17 protein-coding genes are annotated in these 15911 nt (G+C 69.7%); 7 read left to right on the top strand and 10 right to left on the bottom strand.

The window, feature by feature from the left end:
- Positions 1 to 16 precede the first annotated feature (16 nt).
- A complete protein-coding gene (locus NV263_RS08570; RefSeq protein ID WP_263252030.1) occupies positions 17 to 679 on the top strand; it encodes a pentapeptide repeat-containing protein in 663 nt (220 codons plus the stop codon).
- Here the strand turns inward: NV263_RS08570 and amcA are convergent.
- The 3 genes from amcA to NV263_RS08560 form a co-directional block, all read right to left on the bottom strand.
- The gene (amcA, locus tag NV263_RS30655; protein WP_397545619.1) at positions 676 to 828 is read right to left on the bottom strand and encodes a multiple cyclophane-containing RiPP AmcA; all 153 of its coding nucleotides are present in this window, start codon (positions 826 to 828) and stop codon (positions 676 to 678) included. The two genes, NV263_RS08570 and amcA, sit on opposite strands and share 4 nt — an antisense overlap.
- Positions 812 to 1945 carry a cyclophane-forming radical SAM peptide maturase AmcB gene (amcB, locus tag NV263_RS08565; RefSeq protein WP_263252029.1) on the bottom strand — a complete coding sequence of 378 codons (1134 nt, stop codon included), beginning with the start codon at positions 1943 to 1945 and terminating at the stop codon, positions 812 to 814. The genes amcA and amcB overlap by 17 nt, the downstream gene beginning before the upstream one ends.
- Positions 1946 to 2063: 118 nt before the next feature.
- Positions 2064 to 2375, bottom strand: a complete 312-nt coding sequence (locus NV263_RS08560) for a hypothetical protein (protein WP_263252028.1) — start codon at positions 2373 to 2375, stop codon at positions 2064 to 2066.
- A 306-nt stretch (positions 2376 to 2681) separates the two neighbouring features.
- On the opposite strand from NV263_RS08560, the gene NV263_RS08555 reads away from it, so the two are divergent.
- From NV263_RS08555 to NV263_RS08545, 3 genes are all read left to right on the top strand, one after another.
- On the top strand, positions 2682 to 3752 hold the full coding sequence (locus NV263_RS08555; protein WP_263252027.1) for a helix-turn-helix domain-containing protein: 1071 nt from the start codon (positions 2682 to 2684) through the stop codon (positions 3750 to 3752).
- Positions 3753 to 3832: 80 nt separating this feature from the next.
- Positions 3833 to 4063, top strand: a complete 231-nt coding sequence (locus NV263_RS08550; RefSeq protein WP_263252026.1) for a hypothetical protein — start codon at positions 3833 to 3835, stop codon at positions 4061 to 4063.
- A gap of 11 nt (positions 4064 to 4074) precedes the next feature.
- Positions 4075 to 4452, top strand: a complete 378-nt coding sequence (locus tag NV263_RS08545) for a hypothetical protein (RefSeq protein WP_263252025.1) — start codon at positions 4075 to 4077, stop codon at positions 4450 to 4452.
- A 94-nt stretch (positions 4453 to 4546) separates the two neighbouring features.
- Here NV263_RS08545 and NV263_RS08540 read toward each other — a convergent pair whose 3' ends face one another.
- The 3 genes from NV263_RS08540 to NV263_RS08530 all read right to left on the bottom strand — a co-directional run bounded on the left by NV263_RS08540 (position 4547) and on the right by NV263_RS08530 (position 8991).
- Positions 4547 to 6451 (bottom strand): primary-amine oxidase, encoded by a 1905-nt coding sequence (locus NV263_RS08540; protein WP_263252024.1) that lies wholly within the window; start codon positions 6449 to 6451, stop codon positions 4547 to 4549.
- Positions 6448 to 7902, bottom strand: a complete 1455-nt coding sequence (locus NV263_RS08535) for an aldehyde dehydrogenase family protein (RefSeq protein ID WP_263254128.1) — start codon at positions 7900 to 7902, stop codon at positions 6448 to 6450. Before NV263_RS08535 ends, NV263_RS08540 begins: the two co-directional genes overlap by 4 nt.
- A 156-nt stretch (positions 7903 to 8058) precedes the next feature.
- Positions 8059 to 8991 carry an AraC-like ligand-binding domain-containing protein gene (locus NV263_RS08530; RefSeq protein WP_263252023.1) on the bottom strand — a complete coding sequence of 311 codons (933 nt, stop codon included), beginning with the start codon at positions 8989 to 8991 and terminating at the stop codon, positions 8059 to 8061.
- A 422-nt stretch (positions 8992 to 9413) separates the two neighbouring features.
- Between NV263_RS08530 and NV263_RS08525 the strand changes: the two genes are divergently transcribed.
- Positions 9414 to 10535 (top strand): acyltransferase family protein, encoded by a 1122-nt coding sequence (locus NV263_RS08525; RefSeq protein ID WP_263252022.1) that lies wholly within the window; start codon positions 9414 to 9416, stop codon positions 10533 to 10535.
- A gap of 56 nt (positions 10536 to 10591) precedes the next feature.
- On the opposite strand, the gene NV263_RS08520 is transcribed toward NV263_RS08525, so the two are convergent.
- The 3 genes from NV263_RS08520 to NV263_RS08510 all read right to left on the bottom strand — a co-directional run bounded on the left by NV263_RS08520 (position 10592) and on the right by NV263_RS08510 (position 13928).
- Positions 10592 to 11959, bottom strand: a complete 1368-nt coding sequence (locus tag NV263_RS08520; RefSeq protein WP_263252021.1) for a S28 family serine protease — start codon at positions 11957 to 11959, stop codon at positions 10592 to 10594.
- Positions 11960 to 12146: 187 nt separating this feature from the next.
- On the bottom strand, positions 12147 to 13088 hold the full coding sequence (locus NV263_RS08515) for a coiled-coil domain-containing protein (protein WP_263252020.1): 942 nt from the start codon (positions 13086 to 13088) through the stop codon (positions 12147 to 12149).
- A gap of 249 nt (positions 13089 to 13337) precedes the next feature.
- Positions 13338 to 13928, bottom strand: coding sequence for a TetR/AcrR family transcriptional regulator (locus NV263_RS08510; RefSeq protein ID WP_263252019.1), 591 nt, complete (start codon positions 13926 to 13928; stop codon positions 13338 to 13340).
- On the opposite strand from NV263_RS08510, the gene NV263_RS08505 reads away from it, so the two are divergent.
- Positions 13918 to 14067 (top strand): hypothetical protein, encoded by a 150-nt coding sequence (locus tag NV263_RS08505; protein ID WP_263252018.1) that lies wholly within the window; start codon positions 13918 to 13920, stop codon positions 14065 to 14067. The genes NV263_RS08510 and NV263_RS08505 overlap by 11 nt on opposite strands.
- Here the strand turns inward: NV263_RS08505 and NV263_RS08500 are convergent.
- Positions 14057 to 14452, bottom strand: coding sequence for a hypothetical protein (locus tag NV263_RS08500; protein WP_263252017.1), 396 nt, complete (start codon positions 14450 to 14452; stop codon positions 14057 to 14059). The two genes, NV263_RS08505 and NV263_RS08500, sit on opposite strands and share 11 nt — an antisense overlap.
- 13 nt (positions 14453 to 14465) lie before the next feature.
- Here NV263_RS08500 and NV263_RS08495 point away from each other — a divergent pair, with 13 nt between their 5' ends.
- Positions 14466 to 15908 (top strand): aldehyde dehydrogenase family protein, encoded by a 1443-nt coding sequence (locus NV263_RS08495; protein ID WP_263252016.1) that lies wholly within the window; start codon positions 14466 to 14468, stop codon positions 15906 to 15908.
- Positions 15909 to 15911: the final 3 nt, after the last annotated feature.

Here is a 15911-nt window from a genome sequence, read left to right as displayed (position 1 = left end):
CCGGTATGGTCCCGACATGGACTTTCGCAAACTGGGGCATGGACACACCCTTCAGCGTCCGGCATTTGACCCGGAGGAGCTGACCGACGAGGCGTTCACCTTCAAGGGAGAATTCGACGACGACGAACTCCTCATCGAGTCCGGAGAGTTCGCTGAAGTGAAGGGCCAGGGCACCCTCGCGCGTTCCCTGGTGCGTTCAGCCGACCTATCCGGTGTTCGGTTGTCCCCGCTGGAATTGTCTGACGTTCGATTCGAGGACGTCGAGCTGTCCGGCGCCTCATGGCAGGGCGTCAAAGCACGGCGGACCGAGATCGTCCGCAGCCGCGCGATGGGTTTCCGGATGTCGCTGGTGTCGGCGAACGACCTCTACATCGATGGCTGCCGCCTGGACTATGCGAGCATCCATGTCGAGAGCGTGAAGGGCGCGCTCGTCTTCCACGAGTGCACCTTCCGCGAGGCCACGATCAGCGGGGATCTTTCGAGCGTCGTGTTCTCCGACTGCTCGCTCGAAGGCGTGGAGTTCGAAGCGACCAAGGCCGTGGGGTGCGATTTGACGACGTCGCAGATCGCCGGAGCCAGCGGACTGCTGGGACTACGCGGCGCCCGGATCAGCGCCGAGCAAGCAGCCTCGGCGGCGATCCTCATCGCCACCGAGGCCGGTCTCACCGTGAGCGATTAGCGCTTGTTCCAGTTGTCCCACGACGGGCGGTTGTCGAAACCGCCCCCGACGTTGTCCCACGAATCGCGGTTGTCCCAAGCGCGGAGCGACGGGAAAATCGGTCGGCGACTGATCAGCGACTGCAACACCGATTCACTCCGCCACACCATGCTCGAAATGTCGATCAGGTCGCCTTGCGGCATCGAGCACCCCCTCGACTAATGCAATCTTACCATTGCGGCAGTAATTGGTTTCCGCGACATCGAACCTGCCTAGCTCGAAGTATCTGTTCGCCGGGTGACCACCTCCACAGAAATCGAAATACGGACATGTCGAATGGCATTGAGCGAGGCCACGCCTGTACTCGGCGACCCATGCGCACCGTGATCCGCGCTCGACCAGCGTGTCGAGGTCGTGCGCTAGGACGTTGCCGCACGCGAAATCACCGAAGCGGTCCGACCTGAAGCCCGCAAGTTCAGGCGAGATCAGCGTGACATTGCCGTTCCACCCGACCGTAGGAAGCGGGTCGATCACAGGTGTCCGGCCGCCCGCCGCGTGGCCGTTGAACACGCGCCCGGCATAGGCGAGCACCCGATCGATGTCGCGCAACCCTACCCGGTCGTCGGCGATCCACTCTTCCAGCAGTGCCGACCAGAACGCTCGGACCTGTCCGAGGTCGTGCTCGTTGCTGCGGTCGTTCACGCCTTCGCACTCTTCGATGTTCACGCCCAACCACCGGGCGCCCAGCTCGGCGACCGCTTGGTAGAGGCGTCGAGCGCGCTCCGGCGTTGGGTCGGACACGACGGCGATTACCGACACCGGGTGCCCGTCGGCAACCAACCGTCGGATGCCGCGTTCGATCCGCCGGAATGCGGGCCGTCCCGCGAAGTCGACGCGCGCCTCGTTGTCACACTCGGCGCCGTCGATGCTCACGCCGACACGGACGTGACGTTCCGCCAACCACGCGGACCACGCCTCGTCGATCAGCACGGCATTCGTCTGGATGCTGTGGGACACCTCGACGTCGGCGAACTGGTCGAACAGCAGCCCGAGGTGGTCGCGGCCAGCCGCCAGGGGTTCGCCTCCGTGCCAGATGACCTCGACGGCTCTGCTCGACAACCAGCGCCGTACGGACGCGGCGACCGCCCGTGCGACCGCGGGCGTCATGCGACGGTCATTCTTGCGGTCCGCCAGGTAGCAGTAACGGCAATCGAGGTTGCAGAGCGTCGTCGGCTGCATGATCACGCTGTCGGGGGCGGCGACGGATGCTTGTACATGTTCGGGCACGGCGTGTCCTTCCCTCACTTTCGTCGAGTTGGAAGCGGCTGGGCGATGCGTCGGGGGCCACGCACGGCCCAGCCGCGCGACCTGGTGCCGAAGTTCGGGGCCCGACACCAAGCCGGGCTTACAGGCGGCGGACGGCGGCGAGAACGCGGGCGAGCACGCGTGGATTGCGGGCGCGTTCCTCGGGTTCGGCGTCGCGGATTTCGGCGGGAAGCCGAAAGATTCGGGTCTCCAGGTTGGCCAGCTCGTCGGCGAGCTCGCCGCGCATGGTGATCACTCGCGGCGAACGCGCCCGGATCCCGTCGTTCGGACCAAAGACGTAGAGGGCCCAGTCCTGGCGTCTCAGCTCGGAAAGCAGCGCGTCAACCCCGATACAGTGCACGGCGCGCCGCCTCCTGCCAGTCGTCGGTGTCTTCCTGATCGTCGTCGACATCGGTCCGCCGGCGCCGTTTCCACTCGTCAACGGCCACCGCTAACCCACTGGGCGCGGCCAGACCCAGCACGCGCCCGGCCATCACGGCAAGAGCCCTCGTAAAGGTGCCCATCGTTACCCCTTCACTGCCGGTCGGGTCCGCCTCAGCGGACCGTTGCGCTACGCAGTCGGGAGGTAACCGTGTGGAATTGGCGTGGGGGATGATGTGGGAACAACTCCCACACCTATCCACCCCGCCGTGTCCACGCAGGTAGCTACGCTGTACGCCGGACCGGACACGTGCCGCGCGCATGACTGGAGACCTTCATGGCCCGTACGTCGGAAGCAGTCGCGCAACTTCGCCGTGCGCTCGGGTCCTCCCTCGCTGGATACCGGAAGGCTTCACCGCTCGACCAAACCCAGCTCGGGCGTATCACGAACTACTCACGAACGTCGATCTCCCACATCGAGGCCGGCCGCCAGTTTCCGGGTCGCGACTTCTGGAGCACCGCCGACGACGCACTCGGCGCGAATGGTGACCTGCTTGCTCACTTCGACCGGGTCCGCGAGCGACAGAACCAACTGAAGATTGCCGAACTGCAAGGCGCACAGGTAGCAAGGAGCGCACCAGCAACCGAACCCCCGCGGTCCCCCGGCACGCCGCACGACGACGATTGGCAACGTGACGACGTGAATCGCCGTGAACTACTCCGCTTGATGACGGTCACAGGAAGTCTGCTCGCGATCCCCGCAATCGACGTCGATCGCGTCCGGCACGGCGTCGAGCACCCCCGCTACCTCGACGCTGCAACGGTGGACAACTTCGAGCGGATGAACGCTGGCCTGTGGCAGCAGTTCGCACAGATCCGGTCGAAACGCCAAGTCCTCCCGGCCGCACGCCAGCATCTTGCAGCCCTGACCAACAGCCTGGACGAACCGCAGAGCGGGGATGTGCGGCGCAAGCTGTGCACCCTCGCGAGTGACCTCTTCCAACTCTGCGGCGAGATCTTCTTCGACAGCGACAACTACGCCGACGCCGCGCACTGCTACTCCGAAGCCGCTCATGCCAGCAAGGAAGCGCGTGAGTTCGACATGTGGGCATGCGCCATGATCCGGACGGCCTTTCTGAGCATCTACGAACGCCAGTACCACCACGCCTCGCCGATGCTGGACCGGGCGGCGCACCTCGCTGTCCGGGGCAGTCCAGACCGCACAACTCGGTTTTGGGTCGCGGCCGTCCAGGCGCAGACGTACGCCGGGCTCGGAGACCTGTCCGCCTGCCAACGGGCCTTGGACAAGGCCGAGCAGGTCGTGCACCTCGACGCGAAGGTGCCCGCACCGGATGGCTCCGGTTCGAAGACTCGCGCCTGGCCGAGGAACGGGGCTCCTGTTACGTGACGCTTCGGCGTCCCCAGCTGGCCGAGCCCGTGCTCAACGAAGCACTGGTCCAAGCCCCATCGGCCCGCCGTAGAGGCGCCGTGCTCGCTGACCTCGCGTCCGTCAGCGCGCAGCGCGCAGACGTGAGGCAACTGCTCATGCACGGCGCCGCCGCCCTCGATGCTGCTCGACAGACTTCGTCGGCCGGGTACCTCGGACGCAAACTCGGCGACCTGCGCAACGAACTCGTGCCGTACCTGAACGACCGGCACGTACGCTACCTGGATTCGCAGATCAACGACGTCGTATCCGCAACCAGCCCGAAGCAGTGAGGAGAGGTTCAGTGTCGGACGAGAAGGGGCGCATCTTCCGCGAGGCATGGATCGCTGGGGTGAACAAGTACTACCCCGGCGAGCCGAAGCCGGGCTACATCACTCCGTGGGACGAGACCCCCGATTGGGAACGTGCCAGCGCGGCAGCTGTCTACCAACAGGTCCAGGACTTCATCCAGGCCACCGATGGCGCCGCGTCCAAACTGACCCGCGAGCAGCAGGGCCGGTTCGTCGCGCTGTGCTGGATCGGGCAGATCTACAAGCACTTCGCCGACCCCAAGCCCGGCTACGTCGCTGACTGGGCGGACATGCCCGAATGGCAGCGGGAGACCGACTGCGACATCTTCGAACGCATCGCGCAGGACGTGAGTCCGTCGCGCACGACCTGACCGCATGCCGAAGCACAGCGCCCGCCAGGTCGTACCGGGCGGGCGCTGCTGGTAACCCGTTCGCCGCGCGGTTCCGCGATCGGGCGGGGCGCCCTCACCCCTCGCAGCACGACGACGCCGCGCCGTTGCCGGGTGGGACGTCGAGGGCGGGGTTGCGGTCGAAGAAGCCGACGGGTTTGAGCGTGAAGCCGCAGTAGTCCACCGGCATGATCGGCCAGTCCTCGACGCGGGGGAAGTGGGTGAGGCCGAAGGTGTGCCACAGCACGATGTCCTCGCCGTCGACGCCGCGGTCCTGCGCCGCGTACGCGGGCAGGCCGTCCCCGCCGTGGCTCTGGTTCGTCCACTCGCCAGCCGGGTAGCGCTCGTCCGGGGCGTAGCGGGTGACCCACAGGTGCTTGGTCGCGAACGCCGCCCGCGACGCGATCCACGAGGACGGGTCGGACAGCAGGGTCGGGGTGCCCTGCGCGTGCAGGGCGTAGCCGACGGGCTGGCCGAGCCGGTTGGTGCGCTCCGGGTTGACGACGTGCCAGGTGCGCCCGGCCGCCGGGTCGGCATCGCGGGCCGCGGTGCTCTCCCGGTCGAGGCGCGTCACGCTGCGGGTGAACGCGTTGCCGTGCGGGTTGCCCTCGCCCGCCGGGAGGCGCCGCGCCTCGATCTCGTCGACGGCGTTGCGCACCCCGTCGACCATCATGTCCAGCCGGGCGCTGAACAGGTGCTGGTGGAACGGGGCGCCGAGTCCGGGCGCCACCTCGCTGGCGTGCCGCGACCCCTCCTCCGGGTAGGAGGAGGTGAACACGATGCCGGTCGCCTTGACCTCCAGCTGGATGGTGCCGTCCAGGTACAGGTTCCAGTAGAAGCCGTAGTCGTAGTTGCCGACGGTGACGAAGAACGAGATCACCAACCGCCGCTGCCGCCTGGTCTCGGCGGAGCCGGTGAACACGTCGGTGTGCTTCCACAGCACGCCGTAGTCCTCTTCGTGCATGCAGATCGCGTTGCGCAGCACGCGCGGATTGCCGTCCTCGGCCGCGACGACCGCGTCGAAGTAGTGGATCTCGCCGAGGCAGTCGCAGCCGAGCACGAGCTCGTTGGCGAGTTTGCCGAGGCAGTACTCGCCCGCGTCGAAGTAGTTCTGCCAGAACCGGGCGGGCGCCGGATCGCCGTAGTTGACGACCATCTCGGCCACCGAGGCCCGGTAGACCACCGGTCGGTCGCGATCGCCGTCGCGGAACGAGATGCGGTGCAGCACCAGGCCCTCGCGCGGATCGAAGCCGACGCGGAAACTCCAGTTCTCCCAACGGACTTCGGAGCCGTCGACGGTGAAGCTCGGTCCGTCCGGCTGGGTGATCTCGATGGGTTTGAGGCTGGTGCGCGTCGGCCCGGACAGCGCCTCGTCGGTGTAGTCGCCGCTCTCGGCCGGGATGGTGGCCTTCCGGTCGTCGACGACGCGGAGGACGCGCTGGTCGATCACGTCGACGTAGGCGACGACGCCGTCGATCGGGTGCGCCCACGGCAGTTCGCCGGGGTGGTTCTGCAGGAACGCCAGCGCGCGCAGCATGCGCCTGCCGCGTTCCTCCTCGAAACCGAACCAGCCGGCGGACAGCGGGCACACCCGGACCTTCTCGACGTCGTCGACGCCCCGGTCCCGGATGGCCGCGCGCCACTGCTCGTCGGCCCGCACGATCCGCTCGACCAGGTCGTACTCGTCCAGCATCACCGGCGGCTGGCCCTGCACACCCGGGTCCACCGCGGTCTTGTCGACCACCTGGTCGTCGTCCAGCGAGACCACGACGACGGCGAGTTCGCCGGTCTTGACGTCGCAGAGCACGGAACGCACCCGCCGCGGCACCGGCTCGCCGGCGAGCACCGCGGCCTTGGTCGGTTCGTCCAGCTGCACCAGGGGGAAACGCGTCGCGTCCCGCACCAGGCCGGCTTGCCGGAGGATCTCCAGGTTGCGCAGGATCTCGTCCTCGTCCAGCGGGTCCAGCGGGTGCTTCGTCATCGCGACTGCCCTCCGATGTTGATCCAGACTCCCTTGGTCTCGGTGAACTCGTCCAGGGCGTGCGAGCCCATCTCGCGTCCCCAGCCGCTGGCGCCGAACCCGCCCCACGGCGCCGCCGGGTCCAGCAGCGGCAGCATGTTGACGTAGACGTTGCCGGCGCGGACCGCGGCGGCCGTGCGGTGCGCGGTGGCGAGGTCGTTGGTCCACACGCACGCCGCGAGGCCGTACTCGGTGCCGTTGGCGCGCGCGGGCAGCTCCTCGGGATCGTCGTAGGGCAGGATCGCCAGCACCGGGCCGAAGATCTCCTCGCGCGCGATCGTCATGTCGTCGGTGACGCCGGTGAACACCGTGGGGCGGAAGAAGTTCCCGGCGGCCAGCTCGCCGTCCGCGCGGGTGCCGCCGGTGACCAGCTGCGCGCCCTCGGACACCCCCGTCGCGACGTACCCGGCGACCTGGTCGAGGTGTTCGGCCGACACCAGCGGTCCGAGCTCGGACGCCGCGTCGATGCCGGGACCCAGCCGGAGCCCGTCGGCGGCGCGGGCGATCTTCTCGGCGAACTCGTCGACCCGCTTGGAATCCACGAAGAAGCGCGTGTAGGCGGCGCAGACCTGTCCGGAGTTCAGCAACGCGCCCTGCAGGTTCCCGGCCACGGCGGCGTCGATGTCGGCGTCGCGGGCGATGATGCTCGGCGCCTTGCCGCCCAGTTCGAGGCTGACGCGCTTGAGGTTGCCCGCGCAGGCGGCCACGATCGCCTTGCCGACCTCGGTGGAACCGGTGAACGACACCTTGTCCACCCCCGGGTGCGCCACGAGCGCGCGGCCGGTGTCCGGACCGCCGGTCAGGCAGTTGACCACTCCGTCCGGCACCCCGGCCCGCACGCACAGCCGCGCGAGTTCCACAGTGGACAGCGGGGTTTGCTCCGCCGGTTTCAGGATCGCGGTGTTGCCGCACGCCAGCGCGGGGGCGAGCTTCCACGCCGCGATCATCAGCGGGAAGTTCCACGGCGTGATCAGGGCGCACACGCCCACCGGCTCGCGGCGGGTGTAGTGCAGCGCGCCCGGCACCGAGACCGGCGAGGTCGCGCCCTCGATCTTGGTGCACCACCCGGCGTAGTAGCGGAACACCTCGGCCGCCATCGACACGCTGACGTTGCGCGCCACGCCGATCGGCTGCCCCTGGTCCCGGGTCTCCAGTTCGGCGAGCGGCTCGGCGTTGTCCTCGACGAGATCGGCGATCCGCCACAGCAACCGGGCGCGGGCCGCGGGCGGCATGTCCCGCCAACCCGGGTCGGCGAGCGCGGCGCGCGCGTGCTCCACCGCCCGGTCCACGTCGGCCTCGCCGGCGTCGGCGCAGCGCCCGATCTCCGCGCCGGTCGCCGGGTCGCGGGTGGGCAGCTGACCGCCCCCTGCCGCGTCGACCCAGCGTCCGCCGATGAGCAGTTGTTCCCGCACGTCCAACGGTGTCCCCTCCAGCGCGTCGCGAGCTGTCGGCCACCACTGAAGCCCACCCCGCGACCGGCGGTCTAGCCCGCGGAGGAACGACAGTTGTCCGCGAGTGCACTCAAGGGTCCACCCCCGGGACTGCTGGCGCGCGGCGGTGCCGAGCGCTCACCCGAGGCGCGATGTCCGGTACTCGCGCGGCGACACCCCGAACGCCGCCTTGAACAGCCTGGAGAAGTGCGCGGCGTTGGGCAGGCCCCAGCGACCCGCGATGGCGCTGACCGGCAGTTCCGCCAGTTCGGGGTCGGCCAGGTCGCGGCGGCAGCGCTCCAGCCGCCGCAGCCGGATCCACCCGCTGACCGGGGTCCCGTCGGCGGAGAACAGCTTGTGCAGGTAGCGCACCGAGATGTGGTTGCGCGCGGCGATCGTCTCGGGACCGAGCTCGGGGTCGTCGAGATGCCGTTCGATGAACGAGCGCAGCTCGCCGAGCAGGTCCCGGTGCCGCGCCGCGTACTGCCCGGTCGTCTCGACCACCGCCGCGGCGAGCACGTCGAGCAGCGCGTCGGCGATGAGCACGCCCGAGCGGGTCCCGGCCTCGTCCCGCTCGCACAGGTCCTGCAACAGCGAGCGCACCAGCAGCCCGGTGCCCTCCCGCCCGCAGAACCGGCGGGCGCGCAGCTCGGCGAGGTCGTCGGCGCGCAGCCGCAGGAACTCGCGGGGGAACATCAGCACGACCACCCGGAAGTCCTCGTCGAAGCTGAGCACGTACGGGTGGCTGGTGTCGTAGAGCGCGAAGTCGCCCGGCCCCAGCAGGGTCTCCCGCCCGTCCTGGCACACCAGGCCGTGACCGCGCAGTTGCAGGCTGAGCTTGAGCTGCCCGGAGTCGGTGCCGCGGATCAGCTTCGAGGTGCGCCGCACCCGGTGCGGCGAGGCGCTCACCTCGGCGAGGTGCACCGCGCCCACCTCCCGCGCCCGGATGCTGCCCCGGAACCGCTCGCGCTGCGGCGAACTGGCCTGCAGCGGCACGAACGTCCCCGAGACCGCCTGCTCCCAGGAGTCGAACGAATGACCCGCGCGCGGGGCCGCACCGGTGCCGGGCATCGTCACCTCCACCACTCCTCGAACGATGCGGGAAACCGTAGGCGGCGGCGCCGGAAAAGGCCATGGTTACCGACGAGTCCGATCACCGCCGGATGTCGACCGTGATCGGAACCCGCCGCCGGACCGAGCGGTCACCCACGCGCATTTCCTCCCGCCGCGAATTCCGCACCGCGCGGCGGCGCTTTCGACGATTTCCGACCGGGCGGAATTGCCGCGGAATCGTTGTGGGCGTGCGGACCGGCGAATCGCGTTCCGCGCTTGATCGCGCGAGGACGAACCGCCGGCCGCGGACTCGCCGGGCGGACGGCCGGTTCCGTGACTTACCCAACATCCGGGCAAGAACCCCGTTTCCGGCGCATCACCGCTGATCAGAAACCGCCAACTGAATACATCCGGACAAATCGCCCTGGTACCGTGGCGGCGTGCCCGAGAAGACCGCCGTACGCTCGACGACCGTCTCGGGCAGGAGCAACCGCAAGATCAGCTGGGACGTCGTCCGCACCCTGTGCGTGACGCTGGTCATGCTCTACCACGCGACCTTCCTCAGCGTCTACCTGCACCCGGAGCTGCTGCCGCGCACGTTCGTCTTCCCCTACCAGGTCGGCGCGAGCCTGCTGCTGGTGATCTCCGCGTACTTCGCGTGCGTGACCATCGGCCGCGGGACGCTGCTGCGCTATTGGTGGGGGCGGATAGCCCGGCTGTTCCCGCCGTTCCTCGCGGCGGTCCTGGTGATCTACCTGATCATGCGCTGGGCCGCGGTCGAAGGCTGGTTCTACCCCACCACCGACGACCTGGTGGCGAACTGGCTGATGCTGTGGAACTGGAAACCCGCCGACTACTTCTTCATCGACGGGTCGCACTGGACGGTTCCGCTCCAGCTCATGGGTTTCACCGCGGCGGCGCTGCTGTTCCGCACCAGGTGGGGGCACGGCAAGCGGATCATCCGCGTGCTGTGGGCGGCGGTGCTCGTGCCGATCGCGCAGTGGCCGCTGCGGGTCTCGGACCCGCCGGAGGTGTACCGCACGATCGTCGACGGCATCGGCGTGCACCGCTGGCACCTGTTCGTCGCGGGCGTGGCGATCTGGCTGTGGTCCACCCACCGGATCAGCCACCCGCACTTCGCCGCGCTGCTCGGCAGTTGCATGCTCGGCCAGGCGCTGCACAACTACTCCGAGACCCCGGAGGGCCTGGTCGCGGACTGGGGCTCCACGGTCGCGGTCTGCGTCGGCATGGTCGTCGTCGCGCTGACCGCGCGCGGCCCGGACTGGAACCGGGTGATCCCGGACTGGCTGGGACGGCGTTTCACCTGGTTCGCCGGGATCTCCTACGGGGTGTTCCTGGTGCACCAGACGGTCGGCTACGTGGTGTCCCGCGAGCTGCAGGACCTCGGCTTCGGCCCGACGCTGCAGACCCTCGCCATGGTGTGCACCGGCGTGGGCCTCGGCTGGGCCCTCACCCGCTTCGTCGAACGCCCGACCCACCGCTTCCTGATGCGCACCTACGACCGCCTCGCCGCCCGCCGCCAGGCGGCCCGCACCACCTGACGAGATCCTGTCGCCGAACTCGTCGCGCTTGGCGGTGCCGGTGCGGAGCTGGACCACTACAGCGGGTGGCGCCCCAGGACGGTGGCGGTGTCGAGCGACGTGGTGCGGGCGGCCGGGTTGCCCGCGTCGGCCCAGCGGCGCAGGGCCGCGGTGGCGGCGTCGCGGTCCCGGGGCGGGAGACCGGCGATCTGCGAGCCGTGGTTGCCGCCGGGGACGAAGTAGCGGTACGAGTCCGGACCGCCGGGTTCGAACGGTTCGGCGCTCCACGGGTCGTTCGCCCCGTAGACGAACAGCAGCTGCGAACCCCGGGTGCGCACCCACTCGTCGACCGGGCGCATGGCGCCCGGCCGGAAGCGCATCGGGATGTCGCGCGGCACGAGGTTGCGCGGATCACCCAGGTCGCGGTGGTGCAGCAGGTCCGCCAGCAGCGCGTCGGACACGTGCGGCCAGCCGAGCTGGGTGCCCGCCTGGTAGTAGTAGGGCACGTACGGGTCGATGCCCTGGTCCGTGTACATCTCGAATCCGACGGTCTCGTCCAGGAAGCGGAAGAATTCGTCGGTGCTCGCCGTATCCGCCGGAATTCGCGAGCAGTCCGCCTGGCCGCGGTACTGCCAGAACGAGAACAGCGCGTCCTGCACGACCATTTCCAGACCGCGGTCGCTGTCGCCGATGACGTGGTCGAAGGTCAGGTGGTGGGCGCGCGCGTAGTCGTCGAACTTCGCGCGCAGCTCCCCGCGGCGGCGCAGCGCCTCCCGCTGCGCCTCGGTCAGCGCGGCGCGGCAGGCCGGATCGGTGCCGACGTGGGCGAGGAAGTCGTCGTAGCCGCGGTCGGCGTCGTTGTCGACGTCATCGGGTGCGACGTAGGCGACCGTGCCGTCCACGTCGTGCGGGTAGAAGCGGCGGTGGTAGACGGCCGTCATGCCGCCCTTGCTGGCCCCGGTGGTGATCCAGTTGCGCGCGTAGACCCGGCGCAGCGCGTCGACGACCCGGTGCTCGTCGGTCGCGGCCTGCCAGATGTCCAGGTCGCGCCAGTCGGCCGGGTCGGGCCGCGAGGGCGCGAAGAAGCGGTGCTCCAGGCTGACTTGGTTGCCGTCGACCAGCCGCGTCGGCTCGGTGCGGGTCGTCTTCTGCGGCAGGTTGTAGCCGCTGGTGTACAGCACGGTCGGCCGGTCGAAGCCGCGGTGCAGCAGCGTCAGCCGCTGCTGGAACGTGCCGGCCGCCGGGTTCCGGTGGTCGGCGGGCTGGGTGTAGGTCAGGTCGAACAGCCGGAACCCCGGTTCGGTCGGGCGTTCGCCCACCACTGTCAGACCCGGCACGGCGTCGAGCCGTTCCCGCACGTCGTCGACGGGTGCCGCCCCGACCGGCGTGCCCACCAGCAGCAGGCCGCAGGCCAGCAGCACCGCGACCAGACCACGCCACCTCATCGCGCCTCCCCGGGCTCAGCGCGGACATCGGCGTCCGCGTGCTCAGCATCGGGTCCAGTCTGGTCCGGCGGCACCGGAACGGCCGCCGGGACGCGCTGGTGTGTCGTGTTCTCGCCGCGTGCAGAACCCGTCGGTGGACCGCTTGCTCCGCCCGCGCGACGGCACCGCCGCGCGCGGCGGCAGCGGGTCAACCGCGGACCGCGGCGTCGGGTTCGGGCTCCTCCGCGCGCTGCTCGGGAACCTCGATCTCCTCCACCGGCACTCGTCCACTGTGGACGACGCGGTCGACGTAGGCGTCGGACAGCACGTCCGGGGCGTCCCGCTCGGTGGCCGCCAGGAACGGTTCGGCCTGGGCCAGCACCTGCTGGGCGGCGCGGACCCGTTCGGCCACGTCCTGGCGCATCTGCAACATCGTCCGCGCGTACTCGTCGGCGCGGCGGATGCGGCGCTCGGCCTCCGCGGTCGCCTCGCGCACCCGGCGCTGCGCCTCGGCCCGGCTGGTCTGCTCGCGCTCGGCGAGCACGCGCATCTCCTCCTCGCGGCGGGCCGCCATGGAGATCTCGAAGTCCTTCTCGACCTGGGTGCGCCGCTGTTCGGCCTCGGTGTCCAGCTTGCGGCGGTGCTGCTCGGCCTCGCGCGCCATCCGCTGCACCTCGTCGCGCGTGCGGGCCAGCATCTCGTTGCGCTGCTGCTCGGACTGGCGGCGCCACTCGTCGGCCTCGGAGACGAGCTTCTCGTAGCGGGCGCGCAGTTCCGCCGCGGACTGCTCGGAGCGCGCCCACTCGTGCTCGGCCGCGGCCTGCGCGGACGACACGACCTCGGCGGCCTCGTCCTTGGCCAGCCGCACCATCCGGCGCAGCCGGTCGGACAGCGCGGACTCGTCGATGGGCTGCCGCGCCTGCTCGTCGAGCTGCTTGCGCAACGACTCGATCTCGGCGCGGGCCTCGTCCAGCTGGGCGGACAGATCGGCCACCTGGCTCAGCGCGGAGTCGCGGTCCTCGGTGAGCATCCGGACCTCGGCCTCGGTCTGCTGGATGTAGAACTTCACCTGCGATCGCCGGAATCCGTACCACACGACGTCGAAATCCGACTTCAGCGGCACGAGTTCCCGGTCCTCGTTGTGCCCCACGGTCTCACCCCACTAGCCAGTTGGTCCACGGTGCTGGAGCGAGCCACGCCCCCGACGCGGCAGTGTCCGTTGTACACCTGAAAAGCGTCCCCGCGATGTGCTCCGCCGGACTGAACCGGCGACCCCGGACGGACGCTCGGTAACGCCATCGCTACGCCGACATTCTCCACTGCGGCGCGCGGCTGGATCAACTGCCCCGAACCGTCGCAATCGTCAGGACATCCACCGTTGACCTCGCAGAGACCTCGGTCACCGCGAGGAAACGTCGCGGCCGTGGAGAATCCGCCGGAAGATCATCTCGATCTCCTCGGGCGCGGGAACCGATTCCCGGACCACGCCCTGCAGCAGCAGTCCGCAGAAGACCGCCGACAGCGCGCGCCCGGTGACCGGATCGGTGTGCGCGGTGAACAGCTCGGCCAGCGCGGTGTCCCATTCCTGGCTGACGTGGCGCAGCGCGGGGCGGTGCAGCGCGGCGATGTAGAGCTCGTGCTCGACGGCGGTGCGCGAGCGCTCCGGTCCGAGGTAGTGCAGCACCAGTTCGGTCAGCGCGGCGGCCAGGTCGCGGTGCTCCTCCAGCGACCCGGCCCACTCGCGGAGCTGGGCGACGTCGTCCGCGGCGGCCTGCCGCAGAGCGCTGGCCAGCAGGTCGTCCAGGGTGGCGAAGTAGTAGGTGGTCGAGCCGAGCGGCACTTCCGCCGCGGCGGCCACGGCGCGGTGCGTCAGCTTCTCGACACCGCGCTCGGCGACCACCGTGATCGCGGCGCGCGCGATGCGCTCCCGCCGGTCGGGGTCCTTGCGTCGGGCGCGCGGGGAGGTCGGGGCCGGCTCGGTGATCGACATTCGCTCGGTGTTCCTCCCTGTGCTTCGCAACACACGCATCACGGACATCGGCACGCTCGTCCCACAGCGTGCCATGCCCGCGCCGGAGCGCGATGCGGCCCAGGTCACCCGCCAGGCGTTTTGCCTGTTCAAAGCATGAAATTCGGCAGAATCCGGAAGTTCTCCGACCCCGGTGATGTACAGATGTACAGCAACGGTGTTAGGGTCTTTCGCGGCACTGCGCCACACCCATTGCCGAATGCGCGACACAAACGAACGGGCGCCACCACCGAATGGATCGCCAGGAGGTGAGCAAAGCAGCACAGCGTGCTGGTGGCATCCGCGCGAAGATCCGATTCGCAGGCATCACGGGCCGCCGCGACGAAGAATGAAACCGTCGCGATAAACCGCGCCGCCCGGGCGCAGAAAACACGCAAGCTCCGATCAACCAGACGGGGAATACGATCCATGCCGCAAGCCGACCGAACGTCGGCGGGCGGAGCGCATTCCGCTACCGCCGCGCCGAATTCTCCCACGCTGTTCATCGACGGTGAGTGGGTGCACGCCGAGTCCGGCCGCACCCGCGACATCCACTGCCCCGCCGACGGCAGCCCGGTCGCCACCGTCGACGAGGCCGACCGCGCCGACGTCGAGAAGGCCATCGCCGCCGCGCGACGCGCCTTCGACGAGGGCTCCTGGACCGCCACCTCGCCATGGGACCGCGGTGACCTGCTGCTGCGGGTCAGCGACATCCTGGTGCGCGACAAGGCCGAGTTCGCCCGCGCCGAATCGCTGGACACCGGCAAACGCCTGGTGGAAAGCGAGTACGACATGGACGACATCGCCGCGTGCTTCCGCTACTACGGCAAGATCGCCGGCACCGACGCGGGCCGCGTCGTCGACACCGGCAACCCGGACGCGATCAGCCGCGTGCAGTACGAGCCGGTGGGCGTCTGCGGCATGATCACGCCGTGGAACTACCCGCTGCTCCAGGTGGCCTGGAAGGTCGCCCCGGCCATCGCCGCCGGTGACACCTTCGTGCTCAAGCCCAGCGAGCTGACCCCCAGCACCGCGATCCTGCTGATGCGGGCGCTGGCCGAGGCCGGGCTGCCCGCGGGCGTGGGCAACCTGGTGCTGGGCGCCGGCGCCGAGGTCGGCGCGGTGCTGTCCGAGCACCCGGACGTCGACCTGGTCTCCTTCACCGGCGGGCTGCACACCGGCCGCCGGATCTCCGCCGCGGCCGCGGGCACGGTCAAGAAGGTCGCGCTGGAGCTGGGCGGCAAGAACCCCAACGTGGTGTTCGCCGACGCCGACTTCGAGACCGCCGTCGACTACGCGATGATGGCGATCTTCCTGCACTCCGGCCAGGTCTGCTCCGCCGGTGCCCGGCTGATCGTGCAGGACGAGCTGCACGACCGGCTCGTCGACGAGATCGTGCGCCGCGCCGAGAAGATCCGCATCGGCGGCCCGTTCGACGCCAACGCCGAGACCGGCCCGCTGATCTCGGCCGCGCACCGCGAGAAGGTCGAGGACTACGTCGCCAAGTCGATCGCCGAGGGCGCCGTGCTGCGCACCGGTGGCCGCCGTCCCGAGGGCGAGGAGTACGCCAACGGGTACTACTACCTGCCGACCGTCCTCGACGAGGTCGAGCAGGGTTCCTACGCGGTGACCGAGGAGTCCTTCGGCCCGGTGCTGACCGTCGAGCGGTTCACCGACGAGGACGACGCGGTGCGCATCGCCAACGACACGCACTACGGCCTGGCCGGTGCGGTGTTCACCTCGGATCCGGGCAAGGCGCAGCGGGTGGCCAACCGGCTGCGGCACGGCACCGTCTGGATCAACGACTTCCACCCCTACCTGCCGCAGGCCGAATGGGGCGGTTACAAGCAGTCCGGCATCGGACGCGAACTGGGACGCGCCGGCCTGGGCGAGTACCAGGAAGCCAAGCACGTTTACCACAACCTGCGGCCGCAGCCGCAGCAGTGGTTCTCCGGAGAATGATCC

Origin of the sequence: Saccharopolyspora rosea, from assembly GCF_025643595.1 — a bacterium.
Taxonomy (GTDB): domain Bacteria; phylum Actinomycetota; class Actinomycetes; order Mycobacteriales; family Pseudonocardiaceae; genus Saccharopolyspora; species Saccharopolyspora rosea.
The sequence above is the reverse complement of the archived record's forward strand: the minus strand, read 5'-3'. Positions and strand labels throughout refer to the sequence as shown.

What these genes read in the sequence shown, in the direction of transcription:
- NV263_RS08500 (WP_263252017.1), bottom strand. Translation starts at nt 14,452, where the DNA reads ATGAACAGCGTGGGAGAATTCGGCGCGGCGGTAGCGGAATGCGCTCCG.
- NV263_RS08570 (WP_263252030.1), top strand. Translation starts at nt 17, where the DNA reads ATGGACTTTCGCAAACTGGGGCATGGACACACCCTTCAGCGTCCGGCA.
- NV263_RS08555 (WP_263252027.1), top strand. Translation starts at nt 2,682, where the DNA reads ATGGCCCGTACGTCGGAAGCAGTCGCGCAACTTCGCCGTGCGCTCGGG.
- NV263_RS08520 (WP_263252021.1), bottom strand. Translation starts at nt 11,959, where the DNA reads ATGAGGTGGCGTGGTCTGGTCGCGGTGCTGCTGGCCTGCGGCCTGCTG.
- NV263_RS08530 (WP_263252023.1), bottom strand. Translation starts at nt 8,991, where the DNA reads ATGCCCGGCACCGGTGCGGCCCCGCGCGCGGGTCATTCGTTCGACTCC.
- NV263_RS08540 (WP_263252024.1), bottom strand. Translation starts at nt 6,451, where the DNA reads ATGACGAAGCACCCGCTGGACCCGCTGGACGAGGACGAGATCCTGCGC.
- NV263_RS08510 (WP_263252019.1), bottom strand. Translation starts at nt 13,928, where the DNA reads ATGTCGATCACCGAGCCGGCCCCGACCTCCCCGCGCGCCCGACGCAAG.
- NV263_RS08560 (WP_263252028.1), bottom strand. Translation starts at nt 2,375, where the DNA reads ATGTCGACGACGATCAGGAAGACACCGACGACTGGCAGGAGGCGGCGC.
- amcA (WP_397545619.1), bottom strand. Translation starts at nt 828, where the DNA reads ATGGTGTGGCGGAGTGAATCGGTGTTGCAGTCGCTGATCAGTCGCCGA.